Annotated in this window: 18 protein-coding genes; 5 read left to right on the plus strand and 13 right to left on the minus strand. The window is 43.6% G+C overall.

Annotation, left to right across the window (positions count from 1 at the left end):
- Window positions 1-82: 82 nt before the first annotated feature.
- The 5 genes from ADA42_RS14080 to rplM all read right to left on the minus strand — a co-directional run bounded on the left by ADA42_RS14080 (window position 83) and on the right by rplM (window position 2,877).
- Window positions 83-739 carry a hypothetical protein gene (locus ADA42_RS14080; RefSeq protein WP_048765826.1) on the minus strand — a complete coding sequence of 219 codons (657 nt, stop codon included), beginning with the start codon at window positions 737-739 and terminating at the stop codon, window positions 83-85.
- An 18-nt stretch (window positions 740-757) separates the two neighbouring features.
- Window positions 758-1,192 (minus strand): ClpXP protease specificity-enhancing factor, encoded by a 435-nt coding sequence (locus ADA42_RS14085; protein ID WP_048765828.1) that lies wholly within the window; start codon window positions 1,190-1,192, stop codon window positions 758-760.
- Between the two features lie 11 nt (window positions 1,193-1,203).
- Complete coding sequence (locus ADA42_RS14090; protein ID WP_004941276.1) at window positions 1,204-1,854, minus strand: glutathione S-transferase N-terminal domain-containing protein; 651 nt, start codon at window positions 1,852-1,854, stop codon at window positions 1,204-1,206.
- 195 nt (window positions 1,855-2,049) lie between these two features.
- Window positions 2,050-2,436, minus strand: a complete 387-nt coding sequence (gene rpsI / locus ADA42_RS14095; RefSeq protein ID WP_002048725.1) for a 30S ribosomal protein S9 — start codon at window positions 2,434-2,436, stop codon at window positions 2,050-2,052.
- A gap of 12 nt (window positions 2,437-2,448) precedes the next feature.
- Complete coding sequence (gene rplM / locus ADA42_RS14100; protein WP_002117832.1) at window positions 2,449-2,877, minus strand: 50S ribosomal protein L13; 429 nt, start codon at window positions 2,875-2,877, stop codon at window positions 2,449-2,451.
- A 302-nt stretch (window positions 2,878-3,179) separates the two neighbouring features.
- Here rplM and pdxA point away from each other — a divergent pair, with 302 nt between their 5' ends.
- Genes pdxA through ADA42_RS14115 form a run of 3 tightly spaced genes read left to right on the plus strand, consistent with a single transcriptional unit; the run spans window position 3,180 to window position 5,834 of the window.
- Window positions 3,180-4,148 carry a 4-hydroxythreonine-4-phosphate dehydrogenase PdxA gene (gene pdxA / locus ADA42_RS14105; protein WP_025094418.1) on the plus strand — a complete coding sequence of 323 codons (969 nt, stop codon included), beginning with the start codon at window positions 3,180-3,182 and terminating at the stop codon, window positions 4,146-4,148.
- A 22-nt stretch (window positions 4,149-4,170) separates the two neighbouring features.
- Window positions 4,171-4,983: a 16S rRNA (adenine(1518)-N(6)/adenine(1519)-N(6))-dimethyltransferase RsmA gene (rsmA, locus tag ADA42_RS14110; RefSeq protein WP_004941269.1), complete on the plus strand. Its 813-nt coding sequence runs from the start codon at window positions 4,171-4,173 to the stop codon at window positions 4,981-4,983.
- A 2-nt stretch (window positions 4,984-4,985) separates the two neighbouring features.
- On the plus strand, window positions 4,986-5,834 hold the full coding sequence (locus ADA42_RS14115) for a symmetrical bis(5'-nucleosyl)-tetraphosphatase (protein ID WP_048765833.1): 849 nt from the start codon (window positions 4,986-4,988) through the stop codon (window positions 5,832-5,834).
- Between the two features lie 60 nt (window positions 5,835-5,894).
- Here the strand turns inward: ADA42_RS14115 and ADA42_RS14120 are convergent, their stop codons facing one another.
- The 4 genes from ADA42_RS14120 to ADA42_RS18890 all read right to left on the minus strand — a co-directional run bounded on the left by ADA42_RS14120 (window position 5,895) and on the right by ADA42_RS18890 (window position 8,559).
- The gene (locus ADA42_RS14120; RefSeq protein WP_004941264.1) at window positions 5,895-6,566 is read right to left on the minus strand and encodes an LrgB family protein; all 672 of its coding nucleotides are present in this window, start codon (window positions 6,564-6,566) and stop codon (window positions 5,895-5,897) included.
- A gap of 15 nt (window positions 6,567-6,581) precedes the next feature.
- Window positions 6,582-6,953 (minus strand): hypothetical protein, encoded by a 372-nt coding sequence (locus ADA42_RS14125; RefSeq protein WP_004941262.1) that lies wholly within the window; start codon window positions 6,951-6,953, stop codon window positions 6,582-6,584.
- A 43-nt stretch (window positions 6,954-6,996) separates the two neighbouring features.
- Entirely contained in the window at window positions 6,997-8,328 is a 1,332-nt protein-coding gene (gene hflX, locus ADA42_RS14130; protein WP_004943478.1) for a ribosome rescue GTPase HflX, read from the minus strand.
- Window positions 8,329-8,424: 96 nt separating this feature from the next.
- Window positions 8,425-8,559 (minus strand): hypothetical protein, encoded by a 135-nt coding sequence (locus ADA42_RS18890; RefSeq protein ID WP_004941256.1) that lies wholly within the window; start codon window positions 8,557-8,559, stop codon window positions 8,425-8,427.
- A 162-nt stretch (window positions 8,560-8,721) separates the two neighbouring features.
- On the opposite strand from ADA42_RS18890, the gene ADA42_RS14135 reads away from it, so the two are divergent.
- Window positions 8,722-9,540: a lysophospholipid acyltransferase family protein gene (locus ADA42_RS14135; RefSeq protein WP_025094414.1), complete on the plus strand. Its 819-nt coding sequence runs from the start codon at window positions 8,722-8,724 to the stop codon at window positions 9,538-9,540.
- Here the strand turns inward: ADA42_RS14135 and ADA42_RS14140 are convergent.
- A complete protein-coding gene (locus tag ADA42_RS14140) occupies window positions 9,533-11,092 on the minus strand; it encodes a phospholipase D family protein (protein ID WP_373431920.1) in 1,560 nt (519 codons plus the stop codon). The genes ADA42_RS14135 and ADA42_RS14140 overlap by 8 nt on opposite strands.
- A gap of 180 nt (window positions 11,093-11,272) precedes the next feature.
- Between ADA42_RS14140 and ADA42_RS14145 the strand changes: the two genes are divergently transcribed.
- Complete coding sequence (locus ADA42_RS14145) at window positions 11,273-12,283, plus strand: metallophosphoesterase (RefSeq protein WP_025094412.1); 1,011 nt, start codon at window positions 11,273-11,275, stop codon at window positions 12,281-12,283.
- An 18-nt stretch (window positions 12,284-12,301) separates the two neighbouring features.
- On the opposite strand, the gene ADA42_RS14150 is transcribed toward ADA42_RS14145, so the two are convergent.
- The 3 genes from ADA42_RS14150 to trhA all read right to left on the minus strand — a co-directional run bounded on the left by ADA42_RS14150 (window position 12,302) and on the right by trhA (window position 15,294).
- Window positions 12,302-13,075, minus strand: a complete 774-nt coding sequence (locus ADA42_RS14150; RefSeq protein WP_048765836.1) for a hypothetical protein — start codon at window positions 13,073-13,075, stop codon at window positions 12,302-12,304.
- A gap of 123 nt (window positions 13,076-13,198) precedes the next feature.
- Entirely contained in the window at window positions 13,199-14,509 is a 1,311-nt protein-coding gene (locus ADA42_RS14155; protein ID WP_004941241.1) for an MFS transporter, read from the minus strand.
- Between the two features lie 143 nt (window positions 14,510-14,652).
- Entirely contained in the window at window positions 14,653-15,294 is a 642-nt protein-coding gene (trhA, locus tag ADA42_RS14160) for a PAQR family membrane homeostasis protein TrhA (RefSeq protein ID WP_004941239.1), read from the minus strand.
- Between the last annotated feature and the right edge of the window lie 63 nt (window positions 15,295-15,357).

Consider the following 15,357-nt stretch of genomic DNA (forward strand, 5'->3'; position numbering starts at 1 on the left):
GACATCAATCAATCCCGCATTCAATAAGACATAAAAAAAGGGCAGATGCCCTTTTTTTAATGCTTAAATTTTAAAAGCAAATTTAACCCACCAAATGTCCATATTGCACATAAAGAAAGATTAAAACAGCTAAAGCAACAAGTGGTGCTACGATTTTTGACCACGTTGGCACAACATCATGCACGACTTCGTTTACATCATGTTTGTCCGTGTCGTGGTGAGCAGTATGAACCATTTGATTGAATTCCTTCATTGTTTCGTCTAATGATACATCTTCTTCAATACTAGGTTTAGAGCCTATCAATTCTGTTAGTTGGTTTGTTGACCAAACCCAATCATCGGCTTGCCCAGAAAGATGGTCAATTTGTCCGATCATCAGCTCATTTAAGCCTATTTTACCTAAATGACCCGTTTGCTCTAACTGTTTAAGCTCTGAAAGCTGTAATGCTAGAATTTCGCTGAGACTACTCTCAAGCTGTTGTTTAGACAATGTCGATTGGTTTTTAGGAGATGTTGTAAGATGCCTTGCAATCTCTTGAATATAAAGCGGGTTTTGATCCTGTATTTCAGTATAGAGCTTGTCACTATCCTTGCGCCACAATTGAATTAGCTTACCCAGTACCAATGCGTTCAATTCAAAAATTTGTTGTTGACGCGTTTGAACTGTACTGCCATTAAGTAAATTTGGGGATTGAAGCAAACTTTGTTCAGCAAAATAATGCACTAAATCAAACGCCATCTTACACTCCGTGATGATCTAATCTAAAAGTCTTAAATTTGGTTTCTTCTTGCTTGTTTCTGGTTCAGTTTTTTCTTGCTCTTCCGATTCTAGAGCATTTTCTGGCATCTGGATATTTGAATATTCACTAGGATCAAAGAAAAGTCCTTGTCCATTTTCACGTGCATATATGCCAACGACCGCGTAGATCGGTACATAAATGTCACGTGAAACGCCACCAAAACGTGCCGAAAAGGTGATGGCATCATTGGTCATCTGAAACTGATGCACGGCATGTGGTGCAATATTTAATACGATTTGTCCATCTTGAATGAATTGTTCTGGAACAGAGGTGTAAGGCTGTGTCGTATCGACCAAGAGATAGGGTGTCAGCTGGTTATCGCAGATCCATTCATAAATTGCACGAGCCATATATGGGCGAGTTGGACTTAACGGTATTTCAGTTTCAGACATTGTGTACTCATCTATAGGTTAATTAAATTACTATAACGACTTTTTTCCTGCGCAGTCATCGATTTAACAAAAGCAGGACGACTAAAAACACGATTACAATACAACGTAATCGGGCGACTGCTGGTTTTAGGCAGCTCTACCCCCATGAGAGATAAGCGTATAAACATTGGCGCAAGCATGCAATCAAGAATGCTAAATGTTTCAGACATAAAGTAGGGGAAATGTTGAAAGAGTGGCACTAGCGATAGCAGCGTATTGCGTAATTCTTTTTGTGCCTTCTGCTGTTGTTCAGGCTGCAATGTATCTGAATGGCGTAGCATGATGTCTGCGAGCTTAAACCAGTCATTTTCAAAACGCCAGATATATTGTCTTTGTTCTGCCCGTGCTGCTGGAGAATCGGCATAGAGCTTGTTTTGACGATATCGATCGTCGATGTATTCTGCAATAATCGAAGCTGAAAACAACTTTAAGTTATTTTCTAGCAGCATTGGCAGTTGATTGTAAGGGTTTAGACTGGCCAGATCTTCATCTTCATAATCAACGAAAACCGGATGATATTTGATTTGTTTCTCGGCCAATAAGAAGCGGATCCAGTGTGACCTGAAATCATCTGCATGACTGTACAATGTGATTCCTTGGACAGATGGATTTTCAACTGGCATAGCTTAAGATACTAAAAATTCTAAAGGTTGTAGGATACTAAACTTGGGTCTAAAAAGATAATGGCACGCGTATTAGTTATTTATTTTATAGCATAAAGCCTTCATTATTTTAACCCAAACTCTAATGATAGATGCTGCAAATAATCATAAAAAAACCTCGGAAATCCGAGGTTTTTTGTCCAATTCGTAAACGAATTAACGTTTAGAGAATTGAGGACGTTTACGAGCTTTACGTAAACCAAGTTTCTTACGTTCAACTTCACGAGCATCACGAGTAACGAAACCAGCTTGACGTAGAACAGGTTTTAAAGTTTCGTCAGCAGCGATAAGCGCACGAGTAATACCGTGACGGATCGCGCCAGCTTGACCACCAATACCACCACCTTTAACAGTGATGTAAAGGTCAAACTTTTCAGTAACTTCTAAAAGTTCTAAAGGTTGACGAACAACCATACGAGCAGTTTCACGACCGAAATATTGCTCTAAAGTACGGTTGTTAATAACGAGTTTGCCTGTACCAGCTGACAAGAAAACACGTGCAGTTGCGGTCTTACGGCGACCTGTACCATAATTAGTAGCCATGTGCTGTATCCCTTAGATGTCCAAAACTTGTGGCTGTTGAGCAGCATGCGGATGCTCAGTACCAGCGTACACTTTCATTTTTTTGATCATTGCATAACCAAGAGGACCTTTTGGCAACATGCCTTTAACTGCTTTTTCAAGAACAGCTTCAGGCTTGTGAGCGATTAACTTTTCGAAGTTAGTCTCACGGATACCACCAGGGAAACCAGTATGGCGATAGTATTTCTTATCAAGTGATTTTTTACCAGTCACTTGAACTTGTTCAGCATTAATCACAACGATGTAATCGCCAGTGTCAACGTGAGGAGTATAAGAAGTTTTATGCTTACCGCGTAAACGACGAGCGATTTCAGTCGCAAGGCGACCTAAAGTTTTGCCAGAAGCATCAACAACATACCAGTCGTGTTGAACTTCAGCTGGCTTAGCGCTGAGAGTTTTCATTAAACCACTACCTATTATAGTTGGTTTGGACTATGGAATCTGTCCAAACAAAAGGAGTGCAAATTCTATATGAATTTGGGTGGAATCACAATCAAAAAGTTCGCCAAAACCGAGAATTTCAGACTGTTTGCATACAAAATTGATCAAATGGCAGTTTAAGAAAAGTGATGTAGATGTAATCTTTCGCTTTCATTTTTTTAATTACACAGCCATGCATTGATATTTAATACAAATCCACTCAAATGGCTGTGTTGTCTGAGGCATCCATAGGTATACTCAGAGCTTAGCGGAGGATAAATACCATGATGCCCTTATATGTAACCTCAGGAGAGCCGGCAGGCATTGGCCCAGATATTTGCTTGAGTTTGAGTCGCCATCGGTTTGAACGACCTGTTGTGGTCTTGGCAGATCGATCGCTATTACAATCTCGCGCAACACAGCTCGGATATGAGGTTGAGTTACTAGATTATACAGGTCAGCCTGATGCTGCGATGTCTGGACAGCTTTATGTGGAACATGTTCCGTTATTTAAACCTGTTCAAGCCGGACAGCTTGACTCTGCTAATGCAGCGTATGTGATTGAACAATTGACGCGCTCAGCCCGTTACGCAATCGAGCAAAAGAGTGTCGGCGTTGCAACAGCTCCCGTACAAAAATCGGTCATTAACGATGCCGGTATTGCATTTAGTGGTCATACTGAGTTTTATCAAGAAATGGCAGGGGTTCCACGCGTGGTCATGATGCTGGCAACGCATAGTTTGCGTGTTGCGCTGGCGACTACACATCTGGCTTTACGAGATGTTCCCGATGCCATTACTCAAACGCGCTTGATTCAGGTGATTGATATCTTGCTACACGATCTTCGTCGTAAATTTAAAATTGCCACACCACGAATTTTAGTCTGTGGTTTGAACCCTCATGCGGGTGAAGATGGTTATTTAGGCCGTGAAGAGATTGAAATTATCAATCCGGTTTTACAAGCCTACCGAGATCGAGGGATCGATTTAAGTTTGAGTCTGCCTGCCGATACTTTATTTACACCCGAACATTTAAAAGATGCAGATGCCGTGCTGGCGATGTATCACGATCAGGGATTGCCTGTGTTAAAATCACAAGGCTTTGGTGAAGCAGTGAACATTACACTCGGTTTGCCTTTTATTCGCACATCGGTTGATCATGGAACCGCGCTGTCTCTGGCCGGAACCGGATTGGCAAAAAGTACAAGTTTACATGTGGCGGTTGAGCTGGCTTTGGCGCTGGCACGTCAATAATCGAATTACGTTGGAAGTCTTTATGTATCAAATTAATGCCCTAAACCCCAAAGAAGAAGGGCATAAAGCTCGGAAACGTTTTGGTCAGAACTTCTTACACGACCAACGGGTTATTGCAAAAATCGTCCGTTCAGTCAATCCGCGCCCAGGTGATAATGTTGTCGAGATTGGGCCTGGTCTGGCAGCACTGACTTCACCTTTGATCGGTGAGTGTGACGCCCTCACAGTGGTCGAACTCGACCGCGACTTGGCGGCGGGCTTGCCTGAACGTGTTCCACATCCAGAACGCTTAACGATCGTTGAAGCCGACGCACTCAAATATGATTTTAGTCAGTTAGCGACGCAAGAACGTCCACTTCGTGTGGTGGGTAACTTGCCGTATAACATCTCGACGCCTTTGTTGTTTCATCTGTTGGAATTTGGCGACAAAGTCAAAGATATGCATTTTATGCTACAAAAAGAAGTCGTTGATCGTATCACTGCTGAGCCTAATACCAAAGAATATGGTCGTTTATCGGTCATGATTCAGTATTTCTGTCAGCCTACGTTTTTATTTGAAGTGCCTGCTGGCGCATTTAACCCACCTCCAAAAGTCACCAGTGCGGTATTTCGTTTAGTGCCGTATAAAGAAAAACCGATTGTGGCCAAAGATGAAAAAGCATTGTCTCGTTTGGTTTCTCATGTATTTACGCAACGTCGTAAAACCTTGCGAAATAGCCTGAAGGGTATGCTTGCAGACGACGCTTTTGATAAGGCGGGTATCGATCCGATGGCACGCCCAGAAACTTTAACGCTGGCACAATTTGTGGCATTGTCTGATCAAATGGTGCCGTAAGTATGACCACGCGCTATAACTATGTGATTGGTGATGTTCAGGGATGCTTTGAAGCGCTCAAAGCATTGCTCAAAGAAATTCAATTTGACCCAGATTTAGATAAACTTTGGTTTGCAGGCGACTTGGTAGCGCGTGGGGAAAACTCAGTCGGTGTACTGCGTTTTGTTAAGAAACTGGCCGAGCGTGGATGTGCCGAAACGGTTTTGGGAAATCATGATTTAACCTTGATTGCCTGCGCTCGTGGACACAAAAAAGTAAAAGCCAGAGACAATACCCAGCAAGTGCTTGATGCGATTGATGGCGATGAGCTCATAGATTGGTTGCGTCGCCAGCCACTGTGTCTGTTTCCCGATCGGCAGACAGTGATTACCCATGCTGGAATTCCGTGTATCTGGACGGCTGAACAGGCATTTGACCTTGCATGTGAAGTGGAAACCTATATCGGACATAATGATCTGACCCAACTCGATGCCTTTTTATCTGAAATGTATGGTGAAGCGCCTACATTATGGTCAGATCAATTGACAGGTATGGACAGACTGCGTGCGATTACCAACTACTTAACCCGTATGCGTTTGACCGATGTGCATGGGCGTCTGGAATTTAGTTTTAAAGATGAACTGACAGAACCTATGCCCAAAGGCTTTTTGCCGTGGTTTGATTTTGACTGTCCAGCGGCACATACACACCAGATCTTTTTTGGTCATTGGGCGGCCTTGCAAGGCATGACCATTAACGAACGTATTCAAAACGTAGATGGTGGCTGTGTATGGGGGCGTCGACTCATCGCATACCGATTGGAAGATCAACGGGCTTTTAGTGTTCAAAACCCGCTTGCAGAAGATTGGTAATCAAGTATTGAACCGCAGTGACAATCACTGCGGTCATTAATATAGTTAAGATGAATGTATTTAAGACTGTAGCGAGAGGACCAAGGTTGGTAGCCAAAGGGCAGTAAATACGCCATTGAGTGCCATGCCAAAAGCGGCATAGCGCCCAGCAACAGGGCCTCGCTGCCATGCTTGAGCGGTGCCAATGGCATGTGCTGCAAGACCAAGTGCCAGCCCAGAAGCACGTTCATCATGAATATGTTTTAAAATCCATGGCGAGAAAGCAGCTCCAATCACCCCCGATAAAATCACAATTAAGGTAACCAGTGTCAGTGGTGCATGTAGAAGCGTCGCAATGTTCAGTGCAATCGGTGTCGTTACGGCACGGGTCATAAAGGCCAAAATCGTCGGATGCGACATATGTAGTAAATAAGCCAGACTCACAGGCAGGGCCACAGCACTAAAGCTGGCAAAGCATAAAATACCGATCAGTGATTTGAGTGGCAGATCATCGTAGCGCATGGCCGCCAACGGGATGGCCAATGCAACGGTGACATAGCCAAGCAAATGACTAAATAGCCCGTTTACGCTGTTCATATATTGCTCATAGGGCAGTCCAACCAATGCCAATAATGCAACCACAATAAACATTCCAAATACCAAGACCGGAATTTGAGGTACGCGCTTATTTAAGGGCTTGGCACATACATAGGCAATCAGGGTAATGATAAAGCCGTAAAGAATGGTGAACATGTATTGACGATCTCCTTACAGCCAATGTTTAGCCATTTTGGCATAAACCCAGAGCGGTAATAATGTACTGACGACTAACACAGCTAAAAATAACGGAATTTCACTGCCCATGTGGACCAGCATCATGAGAGAGCCGGCACAGATGGGTAAAAAAGCGAATCCGCTTTCTTTCATAATTTTATTGTTGGTATCGACCAGCCGCGGAGGTACTTTTTTGAATTTACGCCAGATCAGTAAAACAGCAAGTAGCCCGATTAATCCCACTAAATTGCCCAGCTCGGGATGACCGAAATGTCCCATTCCCCATACCGAGCCTTCTCGAAACAAGATAATTAAGCCGAGCGTGCCGAACCATGCCAGCCAGTCAATCTGTTTTACCCAATCCATGTCACTGTTCTTTTTTGTCTTAATAACCCAAGTTTTAACCGATCTAGCGTTTGATTTCAAACTCTTCGAGTGGTCGTTTGAAGCGCGTTGCCTGTTCACCCAGCACATCGTCTAGTGAAATATGCGCTTGGCGAATCAACTGTTCGAGTTTTTGCGGAGCAATCATGACCTGCAAATGTAAATGTCCTTCGTCATCGAAGGCTTCCGATCGAATCACATTCAGATTGTACAGTTGCGTTCGTAACTTGCCATGCGTGGGTTTGAGTGTAAGCTCAAACATCTGATGTTGACCCATCAGGCATTCTTTGACTGCATTGTGTAGTAAATCGATGCCTTGACCAGAATGCGCAGAGACGTAAACCCGCTCTGGCTCATGCGGACGCGCATAAATCAGTTTAGGTTCCTCACCGCTGACATCAATTTTATTATAAACACGTAACACAGGAGCCTGTGCACCTATTTCTTTGAGTACACCTTCAACGGCCTCAATTTGTTCGAGCATGTCAGGGCTGCTACTATCGATCACATGCAGCAATAGCGTTGCCTCTAAAGTTTCTTCAAGTGTGGCTTTAAAAGATTCAATCAGATCGTGCTGCAAATTCCGCACAAAGCCAACGGTATCTGCCAACACCACGGTACCGATTCCATCCCAATCTAACCGTCGGAGCGTCGGATCGAGCGTGGCAAATAATTGATCGGCTGCATATACGTCGCTACTGGCCAAATGATTAAACAGAGTAGATTTGCCCGCATTGGTGTAGCCCACCAAAGAGACCGTCGGAATGGCTGCTTTTTGACGCGCGGCACGGCCTTGCAACCGGGTTTGCTGTACTTTTTCCAGTTTGTCTTTGAGTTGGGTAATTCGAATACGGATCAGGCGACGGTCTGTTTCGAGCTGCGTTTCGCCGGGACCACGTAAGCCGATACCACCTTTTTGTTGTTCAAAACCAGCAGACCAGCCACGTACTAAACGGGTCGAGAGATGTTTAAGCTGAGCCAATTCAACTTGCAGCTTACCTTCATGCGTACGTGCACGCTGTGCAAAAATATCTAGAATCAGCCCCGTGCGATCGATCACTCGGCATTTCATGATTTTTTCTAAATTTCGTTCTTGCGCAGGCGTGAGCGCGTGATCAAAAATCACCAGATTGGCCTCTAGCTCGTGTACTCGCTCGGCAATCTCTTCGGCTTTTCCGGAGCCAATAAACAGCTTCGGATCGGGTTTGACGCGCTGCGCAAAAACATGATCTAGTTGTTCTGCACCTGCAGACGATGCGAGTAACGCAAACTCATCGGCATCGAGATCGTCGAGGATATTGACGCTCACACTGACCAAGATGACGCGTTCTTTTTGATGCAGCTCCACAGATTCCACAGGCGCTTTAACTCATATAAATGGAAAAAGACTATTCTAGAATAATCCTTGAGATGTGGCGAATGAAATTGCATTTAGGCCTTTTAACCAGAGCATTTAAATCAGGCTATGAAATGCTTTTACCGCTAAAATAATCGCACCCGCATATAAAATGGTCCATCCAGCGATCATCTGTAAGATTGGGCCAGCATGAGTGTTGTGGTGATGCTGTTGCTGTTGAAGAGTATTCATATTGCTCTCCTTGTAATCTTAATTATCGATAAAAATATAATAGTTAATTGCTAAAAAGAATTGAAATTGAATTTATTTATGCTGACGTTCGGTTTTTATCATCAATACAAAATTTACCAGATCGGTATAGAATGTACCCAACCTGAATGCATCATGATCTTTATGACAGAACACACTGCTGACACACAATCATCATTAAACCCACTGACTCGCCTAGCGTTATATAGCAAAAAATTTGCGCTGGGTTTGGGCGTTGTTGGAGAAGGATTTTATCTGGTATATCGCCATGGTTTGTACAAGCATCCAAATGATCCCGCCAACACACGTTATGTGCAATATTTTTGTCGGCGCTTATGTAAGGTCTTTAATCTCGATGTGCGCGTGCATGGTGAAATCCCGCGTGAGCCGGCTTTATGGGTCAGTAATCATATCTCGTGGTTAGATATTGCAGTCTTGGGTTCTGGTGCGCGCGTCTTTTTTCTGTCTAAAGCAGAAGTGGAAAAGTGGCCGATACTCGGTCAACTCGCCAAAGGCGGTGGCACTTTGTTTATCAAACGTGGTTCGGGAGATTCGATTCGAATTCGCGAGCAAATTAGCGCATTTTTGAAAAAAGATATTCCGGTGCTGTTTTTTCCCGAGGCAACCACCACCGATGGTAAAACCATTAAACGCGTGCATGGCCGTATATTAGGTGCTGCACTTGAAGCACAAAAGCCAGTACAGATTTGTCTGATTTGCTATGTTAATCAGCACGGCGAGCTCGATACGGTGGCACCATTTATTGGTGATATGTCTTTTGTTGAACATGTGAAACGTGTATTGGAAATGCCAAAAGTCGTAGCACATTTGATGGCATTGCCTGCCATTTCGGTAGAAGGGCATACACTTAAAAGCCTGACCGATGAAGTTCAGCACAAAATGCACGAAGGCCTTGAAGAATTACATCGGCTAACATTGAAGCAGACGCCGCTGACTACATAAAGCCTTCGATCGGTAACCAAGAGACCAGCTTAACCCCCGCCTTTTGCCACCATTTCATACGAGGTTCCTTGGTATATACCTTGGTACCCGTCGGAGTTTGGCGATACCAATTGATTTTATGGTTGGCATCGAGCACCAATTTATAGGCATATTTGGTCAGTTGCTGATCCATGGTTTGATGTACTGCTTGTGCCAGTGGCGGGCTATTAAGTACAACACCAATTTCAGTGTTTAAGTACGATGAGCGTGGGTCGAAATTAAATGAGCCAATAAACACCTGTTTTTGATCGACTTCCATCAATTTGGCGTGCAGGCTTGAGCGGCTCAAACCTTTCATGCTGACTTTGGCCTTCTTCACCAATTCATCGGTGTATTTGTCCATGTCTTCTTTTTCAAGTGATGGCAAAAACTCGTATAATTGCACGCCGTTTTCTAATAGCTGCTGACGGTATTTGGCATAAAAAGCATGCACTACCGGCACATCATTGGCTTTAAATGAATTGGTCAGTACTCGAATTTTGATGCCTTCATTGGCCAGGTTAGTCAAACGCTTGGCGCCTTCTTTTTCAGGTACAAAGTATGCCGAAATCAAATCTAAATTTTCTTGCGGCTTTTCAATATTCTTGATCAGTTGAAAGTTCAGATGCTGTTCTTTCTTGGCCTTGGCCCGAATTTTATCTGGAGAGTCTTTCACAACAGTCGCTTTGACCCAGTCTAACTGAATATTGTTGTTGAGCCACTGGTCAAAAGCATGTGAACGAGTGGTGAGATCCAGATAGTTTTGTACACTGACCTTGCTAAAGTACTGATCGAGTTGCTGCTTTAAATCAGGATAGCGTAAACGGTGCTGATCTGAGTTGACAATATTTTGTACCGAGTAGGCGTATTTATCGTTCCAGTATTCGTCAAACGACGAGACAATATCATCCACGGCAGCGCCTACGAGCAATACGTCGACATCAGAAAACTGGTAATTGTCGCTCACGTTATAATATTGATTGGTCATGTTGCGCCCGCCAATCAGTGCCACCTGATTATCGGCGATAAAGCTCTTGTTATGCATGCGTCGATTGATACGCTTTAAATCTAGCACCATATCCATGGCGCGGTATTGACGAAAGCGGTAGGGATTAAACAGTTTTACGTTGATATTTTGGTGCTGCGACAGCGCCAGTAATACGCCTTCCATTTTTTTAGCATTGTTATCATCAATGAGTAAGCGTACTTTGACGCCACGATCGGCAGCACGAATTAAAGCATGTAACGCCAATGCACCAATTTTATCGTTATCCCAAATATAGTATTGTAGATCGAGAGACTTTTCAGCCTTGTCAATGAGTCTCAAGCGCGCAGCCAATGCCTCTAAGGGCTCGTACAGTACATGATAGCCTGTCAGATCTGGATTCTGCTGCTTAAGCGGCGTAATAATTTTTGAGAGTGTGGTGTCTGACGTATCTACTTGATTGGCATACTGAGCCACTTCTGGGCCTGGTTTGGGCAGTGTGCTACATCCACTCACTCCAAGCACACCAATGAAGGCGCAGGCAACCATAGCACGCGGTATTGCGTAACCGTGTGTCATGGATTTGAAACCTTGTACAGGAGTTTTAGATGATTTCGCCATAATACGTACAAACAAAAATCTGGGCTAGAGTATAATTATTCCATATCTAAAGATAAATAAATGAAATAAAGATGTCTGAGCACGATCTTATTTCCTTTGAGAGCAGGTATGTCGAATTCTAGTTCAATCATTTTTTACTTCTATATATGTTTTGTGCTGTTAGCAGTTTGGGCTATTGCACAGGCTTGGTTGAGTCAATCACGTACCGAGACTATTCATCCCTTTAAAGCATTCGTTCATTTATTGGTGTTTTATCTGTCTTATCTCTTATATCCCTTGGCGCTGTTTAGTGCTTACGCGGGATGGACCGGATACTACAGTTCTCAGCAGGCAATTTTTATATGTGTCTTGAGCCTTGTGTTGATTTACGCCCGTTTTATCGAGCCGCATTTTATTCATGTACATCACCATCAATATCGTCTTAATCCCGAGCAACCTTTTCATACACCGGTTAAGGTGGCACTGATTGCCGATTTGCATATTGGACTATTTTCTGGGCATGAGCGTCAGTTGCGTACACTGGTGAAAAAGCTCAATCAGTTACAGCCAGACTTAGTGGTGGTCGCTGGCGACTGGACTTACGAACCTGAAAACACATTGGTAGAGGAGCTGAAAATACTCAGTGAAATTCAGGCACCCGTTTATTCGGTACCGGGCAATCATGATGAACAGTATCCTGGTCCTCCGATTCAGCAATTGCTGAAAAATGCGCTTGAAAGTAATAATGTGATAGATATTGAAGGAAAAATTATCGATTTTGACGAGTTTCGTTTGATTGGCATCGGTGATTTATGGGCCGGCAAAACCGATATGCGTGCCATGCCAGATTTGCCACAGGATAAACCGTGGTTAATTCTTTCGCATAATCCGGATACCGTCGATATGGTGCCAGCCTTGCCTACACGTCCTTTAATGCTTTCTGGGCATACCCACGGTGGTCAAATTGAATTGCCTTGGGTTACCAGCTACATTATGAAAAAAGTTTCGATTTTAGGCCACAAAAAGGGCCTATATACACACGAACATGCCGATGTTTTTGTGACAGTTGGCACCGGGATGGTGGGGATTCCGTTTCGTTTTCGGGTACCTCCAACCATCGATATGATTGAGTTAATTTAATGACTAAACACTCCTCAATTAAGTGATCCAGAATAGAATGGCGATAATAATCAGTCCAATGCAAAACAGCAAAACAAGCTTAGACATGTCTTTTTTCTTGGTCTGATCTTCAATGCCATGCATCTGATTGGGCATGACAGGCCGAGATGCGAATGTATTGGGATGACGACTGGTATTGTTGCTTTCTAACAAAGAAGATGAACCTTCCACCTCATTTCGACGTTTGATCAAATCAATAAAACATGCATCTAAACTCGGGTAGGTGCGCCTATAAAATTGCTGCATGATTTGATTCCAATGAGGGTGCTGTTCATCAATCCGCTGTTTTTGACCATTTGAATCAATAACATGCATGGTGCGTTTAGCATAGTCGACCTGTATTCTTTCATAGCTTAACGGTGAAGATGATGGTGGAAAATCTGACTCTAGCCACGTATCTGTATGATCTGGATCTTGTTCGATCAGATCCATTGCTTGTTTGGCATCTTGCAAGGAGTAACCACCGTGATCAACCAGATATTTGATGGCTTTGATCTTGTCGCCGTTTTCAATGAGTCCGATCAGTTCATCTAACTGGGTTTCATTGAGCCTAGAGTCCAAGGCGATAATGGATGTTGTTGAGGGCGAAGAGGATAAAATTTCAGGCTGCTGTTCGATTTGATCTGCCAGCATTTTTGCTTGCTGCAAGGAGCAGTGTGTGTGATCCACTATGTATTTCACGGCAGCAACTTTCTGGCCGTGCTGGATCAACTTTGAAACATCTTGGCGTTGTTTTGGAGTGAGGATCTGCATATTATTCTGATCATTATTGATGCGTTGATCTTATTGTTTAAAAGAATCATTTGGGAAAACAGTGGCTTTTTGTAGCGGTATAAAAAAAACCAGCCTAAGCTGGTTTCTTAGAACGATAAACACTTAAATCTGATTATTGACATCTTGGTCTTTGGTTTCACGAATCAGTAAAAAGGCAAGCAGAGACAGCAAAGATGCGGCAGACATATACCAACCAACTGCCTGTAAGCCATAACCTTCTGCAAGTTTTGTTGCAATGAGTGGTGCAAACGATGCACCAAAAATACCTGCAAGGTTAAAGGTGAGGGCAGAACCGGTATAACGAACGGATGTTGGGAATAATTCTGACAATACTGTACCAATCGGCCCGTAGGTCAGCCCCATAATTGAAAGACCTATGCACAAAAACAGGAACACAAAAAAAGTACTGCCCGATTCAAGCAACGGCGCAAACAATAGACCAAACACTGCTGCTGCCAAACAAATGCCAACCGATGTTTTTTTACGGCCAAATTTTTCGGCCATAACAGCAGAAATTGGAATAAACGCAGCAAAGCAAAGTGTTGCAATCAGTTGAAGCTCTAAAAATTCGCCTCGTGCATAGCCAAGTTTATTGGTGCCCCAATTCAAAGCAAATACGGTGGTTAAGTAAAACACCACAAAGGTACAAATGGCTGCAATAGTACCTAAAACCAGCTTAGAGAAATGTTTGGTAATCACTTCTTTAAAAGGAATGTTGACTTCTTTTTGCTTGTCGAGCACTTTTTGGAATGCGGGTGTTTCGTGTAGTTTCAAACGAATATACAAACCCACAAGCACCAAGACTGCACTGGCAATAAAGGGAATACGCCAGCCCCACTGCATAAAGGCAGCGTCCGACATAAAGGCGCCCAAGGCCAAAAATGAGCCCGTGGCCAAAATAAAGCCGATTGGTGCGCCAAGCTGCGGGAACATGCCATACCATGCCCGTTTGCCTTCTGGTGCATTTTCGGTTGCCAGTAAGACTGCGCCACTCCACTCACCACCTAAACCCAGCCCTTGGCCTAAACGACACAGTGCCAGCAACAACGGTGCCACAATCCCAATTTGGGCATAGGTTGGCAGCAGGCCGATACAGACCGTAGAAATCCCCATCGTTAAGAGAGCAGCTACGAGCGTTGCCTTACGTCCAATTCGGTCGCCCAAATGACCGAACAAAGCCGCACCGATTGGGCGGGCAATAAAGGCAATTGCAAAGGTGGCCAGCGATTGCACGATGGCTGCACTGCCACTACTTGCTGGAAAGAACAAATGCGGAAAAATGATGACCGCGGCCGTAGCGTAGATATAAAAATCAAAAAATTCGATGGTGGTGCCCACAAGACTGGCGAATAAAACGCGAGTTTTAGAATTTGTGGCAATTTCAGGATTTGCTGTAGTAGTGGTTGACGACATAAATAACCTTACACTTCTTAAAATAAATTCGTTTTTTTGGAAGCGTAATTTTTTAAAAAAGCGATAATTTCTTAAAAAAGTAGCGACAGTTTGCTGCTGATAACGCAAGAAATCAGGGTCACTGAAATTTCAGGCTTTATCGGCTAAATCACGTACCAGTAGATCGCAAAGAAGTGTGATCCTGCACCTAACAGTACAAAAAGATGCCAGATGGCATGGGTATATCTTACCTTTTTTAAGGCATAAAACAATGCTCCAATCGTATAAGCCGCGCCACCAAAAATCAGTAAATTCAAGGCATCTGAACCAAGAAACTTGCGCATATCATCGACGACCAGTACAGCCAGCCAGCCCATCACCAAATAGGCTGCCAGCGAGATCTTTTGAAAACGATGAATAAACACCAGCTTAAACAAAGTACCGATCAAGGCAATGATCCAAAGTGCAATTAGAAGATAGGTGGCTTTGGCTGTTGGAATCGCAATACTCAAAAAGGGCGTGTAGGTGCCCGCGATCAGATAATAAATGGCTGTATGATCGAGCTTTTTGTACCAGTGACGTTTTTCTTGGGTTTTAGCAAAGTGATACAGCGTGGAGCTACTAAACAGCAACACCAAGCTTAAGGCATAGACCAGCAGCCCGATCCATTGCGCTAAGGGTAAGCTGCTACCTTTGATGAGTAAAAAAACTGCTCCGATCACCGCGAGGCCTGCACCGAGTGCATGACTCCATGCATTGAGCTGTTCTTCAAGCGGATCGTAATCTTGCACAGGAGATTGAGCCATTCATTATTCTTTCTATTAAAAATACACTTGTATAGTAATTCAATTTTGTTTTTAAAGTAAGTC

Origin of the sequence: Acinetobacter sp. 243_ASPC, from assembly GCF_001054715.1 — a bacterium.
In the GTDB taxonomy this organism is placed as follows: domain Bacteria; phylum Pseudomonadota; class Gammaproteobacteria; order Pseudomonadales; family Moraxellaceae; genus Acinetobacter; species Acinetobacter soli.